This window comes from Polaromonas sp. CG_9.5 (assembly GCF_035984465.1).
GTDB lineage: Bacteria > Pseudomonadota > Gammaproteobacteria > Burkholderiales > Burkholderiaceae_C > Polaromonas.
In genome coordinates this window covers 20096-33202 of sequence record NZ_JAXCHR010000016.1, presented here as the reverse complement: position 1 = coordinate 33202, position 13107 = coordinate 20096, and the positions used below count along the sequence as shown (strand labels likewise).

The 13107-nt window shown below is 64.1% G+C and carries 13 protein-coding genes; 8 read left to right on the top strand and 5 right to left on the bottom strand.

Annotation, left to right across the window (positions count from 1 at the left end; genetic code table 11):
* Positions 1-18: 18 nt before the first annotated feature.
* From RCH06_RS12965 to RCH06_RS12950, 4 genes are read left to right on the top strand one after another with little or no spacing between them, the layout of a single operon-like run.
* Complete coding sequence (locus tag RCH06_RS12965; RefSeq protein ID WP_327081881.1) at positions 19-627, top strand: c-type cytochrome; 609 nt, start codon at positions 19-21, stop codon at positions 625-627.
* 20 nt (positions 628-647) lie between these two features.
* Complete coding sequence (locus RCH06_RS12960) at positions 648-1109, top strand: RrF2 family transcriptional regulator (RefSeq protein ID WP_327081880.1); 462 nt, start codon at positions 648-650, stop codon at positions 1107-1109.
* The gene (locus RCH06_RS12955; protein WP_327081879.1) at positions 1109-1762 is read left to right on the top strand and encodes an SCO family protein; all 654 of its coding nucleotides are present in this window, start codon (positions 1109-1111) and stop codon (positions 1760-1762) included. The genes RCH06_RS12960 and RCH06_RS12955 overlap by 1 nt, the downstream gene beginning before the upstream one ends.
* 2 nt (positions 1763-1764) lie before the next feature.
* On the top strand, positions 1765-2418 hold the full coding sequence (locus RCH06_RS12950) for a hypothetical protein (RefSeq protein WP_327081878.1): 654 nt from the start codon (positions 1765-1767) through the stop codon (positions 2416-2418).
* Between the two features lie 55 nt (positions 2419-2473).
* Here the strand turns inward: RCH06_RS12950 and RCH06_RS12945 are convergent, their stop codons facing one another.
* Positions 2474-3820 carry a glycerate kinase type-2 family protein gene (locus RCH06_RS12945; protein WP_327081877.1) on the bottom strand — a complete coding sequence of 449 codons (1347 nt, stop codon included), beginning with the start codon at positions 3818-3820 and terminating at the stop codon, positions 2474-2476.
* 86 nt (positions 3821-3906) lie between these two features.
* Here RCH06_RS12945 and RCH06_RS12940 point away from each other — a divergent pair, with 86 nt between their 5' ends.
* Entirely contained in the window at positions 3907-4239 is a 333-nt protein-coding gene (locus RCH06_RS12940) for an SMR family transporter (RefSeq protein ID WP_327081876.1), read from the top strand.
* A gap of 17 nt (positions 4240-4256) precedes the next feature.
* On the opposite strand, the gene RCH06_RS12935 is transcribed toward RCH06_RS12940, so the two are convergent.
* Together RCH06_RS12935 and RCH06_RS12930 are read right to left on the bottom strand one after the other, a co-directional pair.
* Positions 4257-5258 carry a tripartite tricarboxylate transporter substrate binding protein gene (locus tag RCH06_RS12935; protein WP_327081875.1) on the bottom strand — a complete coding sequence of 334 codons (1002 nt, stop codon included), beginning with the start codon at positions 5256-5258 and terminating at the stop codon, positions 4257-4259.
* A 28-nt stretch (positions 5259-5286) separates the two neighbouring features.
* Complete coding sequence (locus RCH06_RS12930; RefSeq protein ID WP_327081874.1) at positions 5287-6378, bottom strand: tartrate dehydrogenase; 1092 nt, start codon at positions 6376-6378, stop codon at positions 5287-5289.
* 112 nt (positions 6379-6490) lie between these two features.
* On the opposite strand from RCH06_RS12930, the gene RCH06_RS12925 reads away from it, so the two are divergent.
* Complete coding sequence (locus RCH06_RS12925; RefSeq protein ID WP_327081873.1) at positions 6491-7426, top strand: LysR family transcriptional regulator; 936 nt, start codon at positions 6491-6493, stop codon at positions 7424-7426.
* A gap of 157 nt (positions 7427-7583) precedes the next feature.
* Here the strand turns inward: RCH06_RS12925 and xdhC are convergent, their stop codons facing one another.
* A complete protein-coding gene (xdhC, locus tag RCH06_RS12920; protein ID WP_327081922.1) occupies positions 7584-8420 on the bottom strand; it encodes a xanthine dehydrogenase accessory protein XdhC in 837 nt (278 codons plus the stop codon).
* Between the two features lie 149 nt (positions 8421-8569).
* Between xdhC and RCH06_RS12915 the strand changes: the two genes are divergently transcribed.
* On the top strand, positions 8570-9088 hold the full coding sequence (locus RCH06_RS12915) for a hypothetical protein (RefSeq protein WP_327081872.1): 519 nt from the start codon (positions 8570-8572) through the stop codon (positions 9086-9088).
* Positions 9089-9350: 262 nt separating this feature from the next.
* On the opposite strand, the gene RCH06_RS12910 is transcribed toward RCH06_RS12915, so the two are convergent.
* Entirely contained in the window at positions 9351-10364 is a 1014-nt protein-coding gene (locus RCH06_RS12910) for a tripartite tricarboxylate transporter substrate binding protein (RefSeq protein WP_327081871.1), read from the bottom strand.
* 262 nt (positions 10365-10626) lie between these two features.
* Between RCH06_RS12910 and RCH06_RS12905 the strand changes: the two genes are divergently transcribed.
* Complete coding sequence (locus tag RCH06_RS12905; protein ID WP_327081870.1) at positions 10627-12930, top strand: NADP-dependent malic enzyme; 2304 nt, start codon at positions 10627-10629, stop codon at positions 12928-12930.
* Positions 12931-13107: the final 177 nt, after the last annotated feature.

Below are 13107 nucleotides of genomic sequence, written 5' to 3'. Positions count from 1 at the left end.
AACCCCAAGGTGAATCCCATGTCAGACGAAACACAAGCGCCGCGCGGAGCCCAGGACCGGGAAGAAGAAGACCCCTCGGAACGCGACCGGCCCATTCCCGTGATGGTGGCCCTCATTACCCTGGCCGTGGTGATTTTCGGGGTCGTGTACATCTTGCTGTCCGAACCCTTTGGTCAACCCGAGCTGGGTGACAGGCGCACCGTGGCCGATCTCAGGGCGCCTGCCGCAGGCGCTGCGTCTGCGGCAGCCGATGGCAAACAGGTGTTTACCGTCAATTGCGTCGCCTGCCACCAGGCCACCGGCAAAGGCTTGCCCGGCGTGTTCCCGCCGCTCGACGGCTCGGAATGGGTGGCGGGCGACGAGCGCATCGTCGCCAACATCCTGCTGCACGGCGTAAGCGGTGAAATCACCGTGATGGGCAACACCTACAAGGGCGCGATGCCGGCGTTCCAGCAACTCAGCGACGCCGAACTGGCCGCCGTGGCCAGCTACGTGCGCGCCGAATGGTCGAACAAGGCAGCGCCCATCAAGGCCGAGGTCTTCGCCACCGAACGCAAAGCCAGCACCCGCACGGCGCCTTTCAACGGTGAAGCCGAACTCAAGGCCCTGACGGCCAAGGCATCCTGACTGCATAAGCCGGAGTGACCATGCGCCTGACGACCCTGACCGACTACGCCCTGCGCCTGCTGATGTACCTGGCGCAGCGCCCCGAACGCCTGTGTACGATTGCCGAAGTCGCCAGCAGCTACGGCGTGTCTGAAGCGCACATGATGAAAGTCACGCATCAACTGGGGCGGGCGGGCTGGATAGAAACCGTGCGCGGCAAGGGCGGCGGCATGCGTCTGGCGCATGCGCCGCAAGACATCAGCCTGGGGGAAGTGGTGCGCAGCATCGAGCCTGATTTTTTCATGGTCGAGTGCTTCTCGACCGGCAATGCCTGCGTGCTGACCGGCGACTGCAAACTGACCGCCGTCGTCGAAGGCGCGCTGCGCAGCTTCCTGGACCACCTGAACCGAAGTTCGCTCGCTGACATCCTGCCCGAGCCCAACGCGCGCACGACCCTGCCGGTCCTTCGCCTGATGCAACCCGTGCGGGAGCCTGTCGCCTGATGTTTCGCACCGCTGTGCTGAGCGCTTTGCTGGCTGTGGCGGCGTATGCGTCTTCAGCCTGGTTGACGCATGATTTTCAGGTGTGGACGGCTGAAGGCGCGCGACGTCTGGAAGTCGCCCTGCACCCCATCCCGGCGCCTGACGTAAAAATTGACGGCCCCAGCATCGACATCAGCATCGGCCCGCAGCCCCTGCTGCTGTCGCAATTCCTGGCCGACGGGCAATCGGTCACGCTGGTTGATTTTGTCTACACCCGCTGCCAGACCGTGTGCCTGGCGCTGGGCAGCACTTTTCAGCAAATGCAGGCCACGCTGCAAGCGGCCAGCCCCGACGATGCGGCGGCGCAGAAAGTCAAGCTGCTGTCAATCAGCTTTGACGGACAGCACGACGACCCGCCCGTGCTGAAGGCCTACGCCACACGGCTGGGCGCTGACCCGCTGCGCTGGCCTTTCGTGCGCGTACCCGACGAGCAGGAAACCCAGCGACTGCTGGCGGATTTTCAGGTCGTGGTAGTGCCCGACGGGCGCGGCGACTACGAGCACAACGCTGCGTTATTGGTCATTGATCAACATGGCCGCCTGGTGCGCATCTTTGACTACGCCGAGCAGCAACTGGCACTGGATTACGCACGTTACCTGGCCGGCGCGGGCTGACCATGACCATGCGCTCCATCCTGCGCGGCGGGCAGCGTTTGTGGCGGTCATGGAACCCACACGCCGCTGCCGCCTTGCTGTTGCTGCTGGCCCTGCCGCCTGCGCGGCATTTTCTGGAAGCCAGCATGACGCGGCACATGCTGGTGCAGTTTCCGCTTCTGGCGCTCGCTGGTTTTTTGCTGGCCCCCAAGCTACCGCTGCAATGGCGGACAGCCGTAGATCGCTGGAACGGCTACGGCATCACCGGCTTGTTCGCTACCGCCTTGATGCTGGCGATTTTGATGATTCCCCGCGTGCTGGATCTGGCGCTGGTCGATGGCCGAATCGAGTTGGCCAAGTGGCTGGCGCTGGTGCTTTGCGGCGCGGCTGTGCGCCTGTCATGGCAGCCGGCAGGTTTGCTGGTGCAGGGGTTTTTTCTGGGTAACGTGTTGCCCATGACCGCTGTCGTTGGCTATCTGTTTGAAAGTTCACCGACGCGGGTATGCAACGCCTATTTACTGGACGACCAGGCCGGGTTGGGCCGAGGCCTGGTGGGGCTCACACTCGCCACCGGCCTGCTGTGGTTTGGCCACCTCATCGTGACGCTGATGCAAAGAGAGGCCCAAGCCTTACGCACTGCGCCTGCGGATGACAGCGCCGAGTCCAGCGTGCCGTAACCGCATCAAGTCCCGCCACCCAAGTGATGTCCGGCCTGCCCGCGCACCGCCCGCGTTAAAGAATCAACAGCGCCCGGAAGTCGTTGACGTTGGTGTAGGTCGGGCCGGTCACGACCAGATCGCCCAGCCGGTCGAAGTAGCCATAGGCATCGTTGCGATCCAGAAACTGGTCCAGCTTCATGCCGGCGGCCAGCGCGCGCGCCAGCGTGTCGGGCGCGACGAACGCGCCCGCGTTGTCTTCCACGCCGTCAATGCCGTCGGTGTCGGCGGCCAGCGCATACACGCCGGGCTGGCTCTGCAATGCCAGCGCCAGTCCCATGCAAAATTCTCCGGCACGGCCGCCGCGACCTCGGGGCGTGCCGGGTGCCTGCTTGCGGATGGTGACGGTGGTTTCGCCGCCGCTCAAAATCACGCACGGTTTTTGAAACGGCTGGTTTTTCAGGGCCACAGCGCGGGCCAACGCGGCATGTACCTTGCCGACTTCGCGCGACTCGCCTTCCATTTCATCGCTCAGGATGTAGGCAGTCAGTCCGGCAGCACGCGCGGCTTCGGCAGCGGCTTCCAGACTCTGCTGAGGCGTGGCAATCAGGTCGACTTCATGGCCGTCAAATACGGCATCGCCAGGCTTGGGGGTTTCCAGCGCGCCCTGCTCCAGCCGGCGCATGATGTCGCCCGGCACGGCAATGCCGTAGCGCTGCAAAATTGCCACCGCCTCGGCGCAGCTGCTGGCGTCGGGCACGGTCGGGCCGCTGGCAATGATCGACGGGTCGTCGCCCGGCACGTCGCTGATGGTCAGCGTGACGACTCGGGCCGGCGCGCAGGCGGCCGCCAGTCGTCCACCCTTGATGCGCGACAGGTGCTTGCGCACGCAGTTCATCTCGCTGATGTTGGCCCCGCTGTTCAGCAACGCCTTGTTGATGCCCTGCTTTTCTTCCAGACTCAAGCCTTCTGCGGGCAAGGCCAGCAGCGACGAGCCGCCGCCCGAAATCAGGCACAGCACCAAATCGTTTTTATTCAAACCCTGCACCATCGCCAAAATGCGCCCGGCGGCGGCCTGCCCGGCTTCGTCAGGCACCGGATGCGACGCCTCGACGACTTCGATGCGCTGCGGTAAGCCCTCAGGGCGCGGCGGCACATGGTGGTAGCGCGTGACGACCACGCCTTCGAGCGGTGCGTCCAGCGGCCAGAGCGCCTCAACGGCCTGCGCCATCGCGCCGCCGGCCTTGCCAGCGCCAATCACAATCGTCCGTCCACCGCTCTCAGGCGTGGGCGGCTGGGGTAAAAAACGGGCGGTGTTGGCCAGCGGCAAGGCGCGCGTCACGGCGGCCTGGAACAGATGGTCGAGAAACTGACGCGGCTGCGCGCGCACATCGGAAAGTGAATGAAATGATGGTGTGGTCATGAAATGGGTGCCTCCACAGCAGATTGTGCCGTGTCAGGCCTGCCTAAAATCGGCGCTCCCTGTTCAATCCCCTGAAAGCGCAGCGCATGAATGCTTACCCTGCCTTGGGCATCGCCATCGTGGCCGAAGTCATTGCCACCACGGCGCTGAAAGCCAGCGACAGCTTCACCCAATTGTGGCCGTCGCTGCTGGCCGTGGCGGGCTACGCCATCGCCTTTTACTTCCTGACCCTCACGCTCAGAACCGTGCCGACAGGCATTGCCTACGCGATCTGGTCGGGCCTGGGCATTGTGCTGATCACGATTGCCAGTTTCCTGATTTACCGCCAGACCATTGACCTACCCGGCCTGCTGGGCATGGCGCTGATCGTTGCCGGTGTCGTGGTGCTCAACGTGTTTTCAAAATCGGCGGCGCATTGACAGCCCGCGCCAGGCGTTTATTCGATGGCCACGCGGGCGTCCTTCACCAGCTTTGAAAAGCGCTCGGTATCGTCCTTGATCTGACGCGCCATTTGCCCGGACGTGTTGCCGATCGGTTCTGCGCCAATGTCGGCCATCTTCTTGCGAAACTCAGGCGACTGGATAATTTTCACCAGCTCGGTGTTCAGCCTAACCACCACGTCAGGCGGTGTGGCGGCGGGCGCCAGAATGCCGAACCAGGTCCCCAGGTCAAAGCCCTTGAGGCCAGCCTCGTCGAGCGTCGGCACATCGGGCAGGGCCGGTGAGCGCTTGATCGTGGTCACGGCCAGCGCCCTGAGTTTGCCGGCCTTGATTTGCGGCAGCACCGGCGTGATGGTGTCGAACGACATCGTGATCTGGCCGCCCAGCAGGTCCACCGTGAGCGGCCCGCTGCCCTTGTACGGCACATGCAGCAACTGCACGCCACCCATGCCCTCAAATTGCGCGCCAATCAGGTGCTGTCCGGTGCCGTTTCCGTTGGAGCCGTAGGTCAGCTTGCCGGGCTCGGCCCTGGCCAGCGCCAACAGCTCTTTCACGTTGCTGGCCGGCACATTCGGGTTGACGACCAGCACATTGGGCACCAGCGCCACGGTGGTGACGGGCGCGAAATCCTTCTGGAAATCGTAGGGCAGCTTTTTGTACACACTGGTGGCAATGGTGTGGTGCACCGCGCCCATCAGCAAGGTGTAGCCGTCGGGTTTTGACTTGGCCACAAAGTCTGCGCCCAGCGTGGCACCCGCACCGGGCTTGCTTTCAACCACCACCGGCTGCCCCAGGCTTTTGGACAACTCCTGCCCCACGGCCCGCGCCAGCACATCCGTCGTGCCACCGGCCGGAAAAGGCACGATCAGGCTGATCGGCCGGGCGGGCCAGGTTTGCGCGAGGGCAGCGCCACCCGCCAGACTCAGCACCAGCGCAGAAGCCAGCGCCGCTGCAGGGGCCAGTAGCTGGCGTGTTTTTTTGTGGTTTTTGTTGTGCATGTCTTATCTCCTGGGGGGCGGGGTGAAATCAGGCGGCCACAGGCTGGTTTGCCGTGGCGGCAATGCGTGCACAGATGGCGGCGGTGACCTGCGCGGTGGTCGCGTTACCGCCCAAATCGCGGGTATGCAGCGACGCATCGGCCGTGACCGACTCGATAGCCTGCATGAGTTGGTGCGCAGCGGCGTTTTCGCCCAAGTGCTCCAGCAGCATCACAGCCGACCAGAAAGTGCCGACCGGATTGGCCAGCCCTTGTCCCATGATGTCGAAGGCCGAACCGTGGATCGGCTCGAACATGCTGGGGTAGCGGCGCTCGGGGTCGATGTTGCCGGTGGGCGCGATGCCCAGGCTGCCGGCCAGTGCAGCGGCCAGGTCGCTCAGGATGTCGGCGTGCAAGTTCGTGGCCACCAACGTGTCCAGCGTTGCGGGGCGATTCACCATGCGTGCCGTGCAGGCGTCGACCAGTTCCTTGTCCCAGGTCACGTCCGGAAATTCCTGACTGATCTGCACGGCGATTTCGTCCCACATCACCATCGCGTGGCGTTGGGCGTTGGATTTGGTCACGACGGTCAGCTGCTTGCGGGACCGCGACTGGGCCAGTTTGAAGGCAAAACGCATGATGCGCTCGACGCCGGCGCGGGTCATCATGGACACATCGGTCGCCGCCTCAATGGGGTGGCCCTGGTGCACACGGCCACCGACGCCGGCGTATTCGCCTTCGGAGTTTTCACGCACGATGACCCAGTCCAGCTGCGCGGGCGTGCAGCGCTTGAGCGGCCCGTCGATGCCCGGCAGGATGCGGGTCGGGCGCACGTTGGCGTACTGGTCGAAGCCTTGGCAAATCTTCAGGCGCAGACCCCACAGCGTGATGTGGTCGGGAATATGCGGGTCACCGGCCGAGCCAAACAAGATGGCGTCCATGCCGCGCAACTCGTCCAGGCCGGCCTCCGGCATCATCACGCCGTGCGCCCGGTACCAGTCGCCGCCCCAGCCGAACGAGGTGAATTCAAAAGCAAAGCGGTCTTGCGCGGCGGCCAGCGCCTGCAGCACTTCCTGGCCGGCGGGAACGACTTCCTTGCCGATACCGTCGCCGGGAATGCAGGCAATCTTGTAGGTTTTCATAGCGGGTTTCCTTGGCCTTGAGGCGAATTGGGTGGCGATGGGTGGGACTCTACCGATTGCCCGACGCCACGGCGGCCGCTAAAGTGATGGCATTGTTCACTTTGATTCAACAATGTCGACCCCTGCAACTGCCCCTTCCGAGATGGCCTTTTTCAGCCTGCTGGCGCGCTGCGGCAGTTTTTCCGCTGCCGCGCGCGAACTGGACGTGACCACGCCGGCCATCAGCAAGCGGCTGGCGCAGATGGAAGCGCGGCTCGGCGTGCAGCTGCTCAACCGCACCACCCGCCGCGCCAGCCTGACGGCCGAAGGCGAAACCTACCTCGTCCACGCGCGGCGCATTCTGGCCGATATCGAGGACATGGAACAGCTGGTGTCGAGCGCAGTCGCTGCCCCCAAGGGCCTGCTGCGCGTCAACGCCACGCTGGGCTTCGGGCGCAGCCATGTGGCGCCGCTGATCTCCAGCTTTGTCAGGCAGCACCCGGGCGTGCAGGTGCAGCTGCAACTTTCCGTGAATCCGCCGCCGCTGACCGAAGATGGCTTTGATGTGTGCATCCGCTTTGGCGAGCCGCCCGATGCGCGTGTGGTGGCACGCAAAATCGCGCCCAACCGGCGTTTGCTGTGCGCCTCGCCCGCCTACCTGGCCCAGCATGGCACGCCCCGGTCGCCGCACGATCTGGCGCAGCACAACTGCATCGGCATCCGGCAAGGCGATGAGGCCTATGGCGTCTGGCGACTGAGCACGGGCAAGCGCACGGAAACGGTCAAGGTGCGCGGCAATCTGAGCACCAGCGACGGAGAAATCGCCGTGAGCTGGGCGCTGGACGGGCACGGCATCGTGATGCGGGCTGAATGGGACATTGCCAAATACCTGCGCAGTGGCCGGCTGGTTCAGGTGCTGGAAAACTACCGCACATCGCCCGCCGATATTTATGCGGTGTACCCGCAGCGCCACCAGGTTTCGGCGCGGGTGCGCACCTTTGTGGATTTCCTGGCGGTCCATTTTGAAAAGTCGTCCATCCGTGCAGCAGGCCTGATGGCCGACGGCTGAGCGGGAATCGGCCATGCCATTGCGTGTACAAAGGCATTTTTATGCTAATAAGTGGCTGATGCGCAATACACACCGACATAACCAGCTATTAAATAAGTAGCAAAAATTTCAATCCATTCCAACGCATCTTTTCAGCCATCAGTCTGGCCATCGGTTTTCAGGGCGCATTGAGCGTCTGCAACAGCTGCGCTGCCACGGCCACGGCAATCACTTCCGGCTCCTTGCCCTGGATGCCTGAAACGCCGATGGGACAGGTGACATGCGCCAGTTCCGCATCGGTAAAATCACGCGCCTGCAAACGATGCTGAAATGTCGCCCACTTGGTCTGGCTGCCAATCAGGCCGACATAGGGCAGGTCGGCTTTCTCGCGCTGGCGCTTGAGGCAGGCGGCCAGCAAATCCAGGTCTTCGGCATGGCTGAAACTCATGATGAGCACCCGCGAATCAGGCACCAGACCGGCCACCGCTGCCTGCACCGGCTCGGACTGCTCACACACAACGCGTTCAGGCACATCAAGCGGAAAAACTCCGTCGCGGCTGTCGATCCAGGTGATGTGAAACGGCAGCGGCGCCAGCACCCGCACCAGCGCATGCCCGACATGCCCGCCGCCAAAAAGCGCCACCGGCGTCAAGCCGCTGTCCAGCCGTTTCGCCAGCGCCGGCCCGTCACGCGCGCTGACCGGCTCAAAGCGCAAATGCATCACCCCGCCGCAGCACTGGCCCAGTGCGGGGCCGAGTGCAAAACGCACTGCCGCTAGCGGTTGCGCCGCTTGCGAGGGCGCAGCCAGCAGCGCACGCGCCCTGGCAATCGCCTGGTATTCCACATGGCCGCCGCCGATGGTGCCCACCACGGCATCGTCAAAAACAGCCATCCACGCTCCAGCCTCGCGCGGCACCGAGCCCTGCGTGGAGGCGACCGCCACCCACACGGCAGGCTGACGCGCCAGTCGCGCCAAAAAATCAACGGTGGGGTGGCCAAAGCTGCTGAAAACCATAGGCTGCATGGACTCCGTCAAAGGGGTTAAAAATGGGCAAAATAAGCGATGCCGACGCCAGAGAACAGCCATCGCTGATGGCAGCATGACACACTCAAACCCCGGCCCTTGGCGCGCCCACTATCCGCGCCTTCAACGCGAGACACGCCATGCTTGACACCCCGCCACGCCGCTTCCGGCTGCTGAAAATTTTCACGACTGCGGTGGCGGCGCTGACCAGCGCCTGCAAAACCGAGCCGCCTGCGCCGCCGGCGCCCCCACCGCCGCCGGCACCTGACGCCTCGGGCATCACCGGCCCCATTCCGGCCTCGAAGGGTTCGGCGCGAAGCTCATCGGCTGCAACACCGCGCGATTACCGGCAAGACGGCGCGACGCATCTCTACGGTTTGAACGCCGAACGCATCTACAAAGGCAGAATGCCGCCGCAGCTTTACGCCGTTGGGGTGCTCAATATCGAGATCGACCGGGTTGGCCGCATCACGCGCCTGGACTGGCTGCGCGCGCCGCGCCATGCGCCGGAAGTGATCGCAGAAATTGAACGCACCGTCCGGCAAGCAGCGCCATTTCCGGCACCCAGCCGGCTTGGAAAAGTGGTTTATACCGACACCTGGCTATGGCACAAAAGCGGAAAATTTCAGCTCGATACGCTGACGGAAGGCCAGGACTAAGTGCCCCCACGCTTCTCACTTCGTGTAGTTCGCTGCCCCCCGAGGGGGCCGCTGCGCCTGCGGCCCGGCGAAGCCGGTTCCGCGGCCCCGACTGGTGCAGACGACACCCCACGCTGCCCGCTTTGTACCGTTCGCTGTCTTCAGGGGGCGTTGTGCCGGCAGTCAAGCACAGCCGTTTCTGCAGGCTTGGCTGGCGGGAATGTGTTGTCGCCACGCGTTGCGCTGCCCTTCGCTGGCCTGGCTTTACCCGCACAGGCGCAGGCTATTCGATCATCAGGTTCTGCGTCTTCACCACATTGCGCCAGGCGCGGTAATCGGCCTCGATGAAATGGCCGAGCAGCGCGGGTGAACCCGGCGCGGCTTCTACCGCATCGGTTTTGAAGCGGGCCGCCACTTCCGGCAATGCCACCAGTTTGTTGATGGCTGCATTGAGCATATTTACGATGGCTGGCGGGGTGCCGGCGGGCGCCATCAAGGCAAAGTAGTTCACCACGTCAATGCCGGGCAGGCCGGCTTCCAGCATGCTGGGCACATCGGGCAAGGCGCTGGAGCGTTTGGCGCTGGTCACGGCCAGCGGCTTGACAGTGCCTTTTTTGATGAACGGCAGCAGCGCCGGAATAGTGCCGGTGACCAGCTGGATTTGCCCGCCAATCATGTCCATGATGGCCGGTGCCACGCCCCGGTAAGGAATGTGCGTGATGAAGGTGCCGGTGCGCGCCTTCAGCAATTCAAGCACCAGATGGTTCACGCCGCCCGCCCCGGCCGAGCCGTAATTGAGCAGGCCGGGCTTTTGCCGGGCCAGCGTGACCAGCTCTTTCATGGTGCTGACAGGCAGCGCGGTGTTGGCCGCCCAGACCAGCGGGCCGCTGGCAATCATGCCAACCGGCGTGAACTGCCGCAGCGGATCGTAATGCGCACTGGGCAAAGACGCCGCGACGGTGGTGAAGGGCGACGCCGCCAGCAGCAGCGTGTAGCCATCGGGCGCGGCCTGGGCCACGTACTGCGTGCCAATTGCGCCGGAAGCGCCGGCCCGGTTGTCCACGACAAACGTCGCATTCATGACTTCACCCAACTTTTGCGCAACCAGGCGCGCCATCGCGTCCGTACCTGCGCCGGGCGCAAACGGCACGACGATCTTGACGGCCCGCTCCGGGTACGCGGCCGAGGTGGACGACGCCTGCGCCATGACGACCGGCGTCAGCAGGCTGCCGGCAACTCCGGCTGACAGTGCAAGGGCGCGGCGGCGGCTCAAGGCACCTGTTGAAATGACATTCATGATGAAGCAGGAAAGTGGCGAATGCGCGATTGTCACCTTCCTGCATGACAGCGCCATGACCCCGCAACGCCCACGGCAACGCCCGCCCCAAACGCCTCACCCACGAATCGGCCGCGCAAGCCAGACCTACCCTCAAAAACCTGTGGCGTGATGCAGATTTAGCGCAGCGCCTGGCGCCTTGCGCCATGAAACCTGCTTGATATGCAGTAACCTTTACATCCCAACACCCTCAGGTGTTCGCCAACTTTCCACAGGAGACAACATGAGCAATTCCCTTTCCCCGGCCGAACTGGCGCTGCGCGAAGCCGCACGCGACTACCACCGCCTGCCCACGCGCGGCAAGATCTCGGTCAATGCCACCAAACCCCTGTCCAACCAGCGCGATCTGTCGCTGGCCTATTCACCCGGCGTCGCCTATCCGTGTCTGGACATCCAGGCCGACCCGTCGCTGGCGCATGACTTCACCTCGCGCGGCAACCTGGTCGGCGTCATCACCAACGGCACGGCTGTGCTGGGCCTGGGCAATATCGGCCCGCTGGCGTCCAAGCCGGTGATGGAAGGCAAAGGCTGCCTGTTCAAGAAGTTCGCCGGCATCGACGTGTTCGACATTGAGCTGGCCGAGAACGACCCCGACAAGCTGGTCGAGATCATCGCCGCCATGGAGCCCACGCTGGGCGGCGTCAATTTAGAGGACATCAAAGCGCCCGAGTGCTTCTACATCGAGAAAAAGCTGCGCGAGCGCATGAACATTCCGGTGTTCCACGACGACCAGCACGGCACCGCCATCATTTCGTCGGCCGCGCTGCTCAACGGTCTGGAGCTGGTGGGCAAAGACATCGGCAGCGTGCGCATCGCCGTCTCGGGCGCGGGCGCAGCCGCCCTCGCCTGTCTGGATGTCATGGTCGGGCTGGGCGTGCGGCGTGAAAACCTTTTCGTCTGCGACTCCAAAGGCGTGATCTACGAAGGCCGCCCCGGCGGTTTTGACGAATCAAAAGCCCGCTACGCCCAAACCGGCACCGAGCGCAGCATGGCCGATGCGGTCAATGGCGCTGACGTGTTTTTGGGCTGCTCCGCGCCCGGCGTGTTGACGCAAGAGATGGTCAAGACCATGGCCAGTCAGCCCATCATCCTGGCGCTGGCCAACCCCGAGCCTGAAATCCGACCCGAGCTGGCCAAGGCAGCACGGCCCGACTGCATCATTGCCACCGGCCGCTCGGACTACCCGAACCAGGTCAACAACGTGCTGTGCTTTCCGTACATCTTCCGGGGCGCGCTCGACTGCGGCGCGACCAAGATCACCGAGGAAATGAAGCTCGCCTGCGTGCGCGAAATCGCCAACCTGGCCAAGGCCGACATCAGCGAAGAAGTCGCCCGGGCCTATGCCGGCCAGGAACTCACCTTCGGCCCCGATTACCTGATTCCGACGCCGTTTGATTCGCGCCTGATTTTGCGCATTGCGCCGGCCGTCGCCAAAGCCGCCGAAGCGTCGGGCGTGGCCACGCGCCCGATTCAGGACATGGAAGCCTACCGCCAGAGCCTGACCCGGTTTGTCTATTCCACCGGCATGCTGATGCGCCCGGTGTTTGGCGCTGCGCGTGCGGCGGCCTCCAAGCGCGTCGCCTTTGCCGAAGGCGAGGACGAGCGCGTGCTGCGCGCCGCGCAACTGGCGCTGGACGAAGGCATTGCCACACCGATTTTGGTGGGTCGCCCCGCCGTGATCGAGGCGCGCATCCTCAAGGCCGGCCTGCGCATGCGCCTGGGCCATGACGTCGAATGCGTCAACCCCGAAGACGACTCGCGCTTTCGCCAGTACTGGGAAACCTACCACCAGCTGCTGGGCCGCGACGGCGTCAGCCCCGAGGCCGCCAAGGCCGCCGTGCGCCGCTCGACCACCACGATTGCCGCGCTGATGGTCAATCTCGGCGACGCCGACACCATGCTGTGCGGCCTGCATGGCCGTTTTGACGTGCATCTGGACCATGTGCGCGACGTGATCGGCCTGAAAAACGGCGCCTCCGGCTTTGCCACCCTCAATGCGGTCATGCTGGCCACGCGCACGCTGTTTATTGCCGACACCTTCGTCAACGAAGACCCGACGGCTGAACAACTGGCCAACATCGCCCTGATGGCGACCGAGGAAGTGCGCCGTTTCGGCCTGCCGCCCAAAGTGGCGTTTTTGTCGCACTCCAACTACGGCTCGTCCAAGCGCGCCTCGGCCCGCAAGATGCGCCAGGCGCGCGACCTGTTTGTCAAACTCGCGCCCGACGTGGAATGCGACGGCGAGTTGCACGGCGATGCTGCGCTGTCGCAAGACATTCGCCAGAGTGCGCTGATGGAATCGGAGTCCACCCTCACGGGCGAAGCCAACATCCTGATCTGCCCGAACCTGGACGCCGCGAACATTTTGTTCAACGTGCTCAAGGTCACCGGCGGCGCAGGCATCACGGTCGGCCCGATCCTGCTCGGTGCTGGCGGCACCGCGCACATCATGACGCCCTCGGCGACCGTGCGCCGCATCATGAACATGACGGCCCTGGCCGTGGCCAACGTCAGCGCCGTGCATTAAGCCTGAGTGAATAAGAACCGACGGCGCGCGCTGTCGGTTCACGCCTGAATCAATAGCGCCCTGCGCCCGGCTACCCGGGGCCAGGGCGCTTTTTCATGCCTGCTTCAAGCCAAAAGCAACAACCCATCGCCGTGCATGACAGGGCCACTTTGTCTCAGCGTTCAGCCCCGTCATCGC

Excerpts from the sequence above, each read along its gene's own strand:
- xdhC (WP_327081922.1), bottom strand. The coding sequence starts at position 8,420 with ATGGTTTTCAGCAGCTTTGGCCACCCCACCGTTGATTTTTTGGCGCGA.
- RCH06_RS12955 (WP_327081879.1), top strand. The coding sequence starts at position 1,109 with ATGTTTCGCACCGCTGTGCTGAGCGCTTTGCTGGCTGTGGCGGCGTAT.
- RCH06_RS12925 (WP_327081873.1), top strand. The coding sequence starts at position 6,491 with ATGTCGACCCCTGCAACTGCCCCTTCCGAGATGGCCTTTTTCAGCCTG.
- RCH06_RS12960 (WP_327081880.1), top strand. The coding sequence starts at position 648 with ATGCGCCTGACGACCCTGACCGACTACGCCCTGCGCCTGCTGATGTAC.
- RCH06_RS12910 (WP_327081871.1), bottom strand. The coding sequence starts at position 10,364 with ATGAATGTCATTTCAACAGGTGCCTTGAGCCGCCGCCGCGCCCTTGCA.
- RCH06_RS12950 (WP_327081878.1), top strand. The coding sequence starts at position 1,765 with ATGACCATGCGCTCCATCCTGCGCGGCGGGCAGCGTTTGTGGCGGTCA.
- RCH06_RS12930 (WP_327081874.1), bottom strand. The coding sequence starts at position 6,378 with ATGAAAACCTACAAGATTGCCTGCATTCCCGGCGACGGTATCGGCAAG.
- RCH06_RS12915 (WP_327081872.1), top strand. The coding sequence starts at position 8,570 with ATGCTTGACACCCCGCCACGCCGCTTCCGGCTGCTGAAAATTTTCACG.
- RCH06_RS12965 (WP_327081881.1), top strand. The coding sequence starts at position 19 with ATGTCAGACGAAACACAAGCGCCGCGCGGAGCCCAGGACCGGGAAGAA.
- RCH06_RS12940 (WP_327081876.1), top strand. The coding sequence starts at position 3,907 with ATGAATGCTTACCCTGCCTTGGGCATCGCCATCGTGGCCGAAGTCATT.
- RCH06_RS12905 (WP_327081870.1), top strand. The coding sequence starts at position 10,627 with ATGAGCAATTCCCTTTCCCCGGCCGAACTGGCGCTGCGCGAAGCCGCA.
- RCH06_RS12935 (WP_327081875.1), bottom strand. The coding sequence starts at position 5,258 with ATGCACAACAAAAACCACAAAAAAACACGCCAGCTACTGGCCCCTGCA.
- RCH06_RS12945 (WP_327081877.1), bottom strand. The coding sequence starts at position 3,820 with ATGACCACACCATCATTTCATTCACTTTCCGATGTGCGCGCGCAGCCG.